A 587-nucleotide genomic window follows, 5' to 3' on the forward strand; every position below is an offset into this window, starting at 1 on the left:
TCGTCGGGGCGGTCGAGTGCGGCGAGGGCGAGGGCTTCGTACTTGGGTGAGGCGTAGAGGCGGGCTTCGACGAGCAGGGCTTCGGCGTGTTCGGGTTCCCAGCGGGAGCGCATTTCGAGGTAGCGCATGACGGCGCGGGGTTTGAAGGGCAGGGAGCGGTCGAGGGTGGGGGCGGCGGCGGTGACGAGGTCGGCGGCGGCGTCGTCGTGGCCCAGGAGCAGGTCGCAGTCGGCGAGGGCGAGCAGGGCGTGGAGTTCTTGTTCGAGTTCGAGTGCGCCGCCGCCGCGGCGGGCGAGTTCGACGGCGTGTTCGGCGTGGTCGCGGGCGCGGTGGACCTGGCCGAGTTCTTGCCAGAGCCAGCTGGTGGCGGTTTCGATGCCGGCGCGGTAGAAGCCGACTTTTTCGGCGTCGATGAGGCGGCGGGCGTTGTCGAGGGCGCGGAGGGCGCCGGCGAAGTCGCCGGAGTCGCCGCGGGCGAGTGCGGTGAAGAAGAGGGTCTGGAGCAGGGGGCGGAACTCGCCGGTGCGGCGGCAGAGGGCGGCGGCGCGGGCGAGGACGGTCTTGGCCTCGGTGAAGCGGTCCATGTG

The 587-nt window shown here is 72.2% G+C and carries 1 pseudogene; it reads right to left on the minus strand.

Annotation, left to right across the window (positions count from 1 at the left end):
* A pseudogene (locus tag PSD17_RS12890) lies at window positions 1-587 on the minus strand (ATP-binding protein); the annotation flags it as partial.

Source organism: Pseudonocardia sp. D17, from assembly GCF_036984265.1.
Classification (GTDB): Bacteria; Actinomycetota; Actinomycetes; order Mycobacteriales; family Pseudonocardiaceae; genus Pseudonocardia; species Pseudonocardia benzenivorans.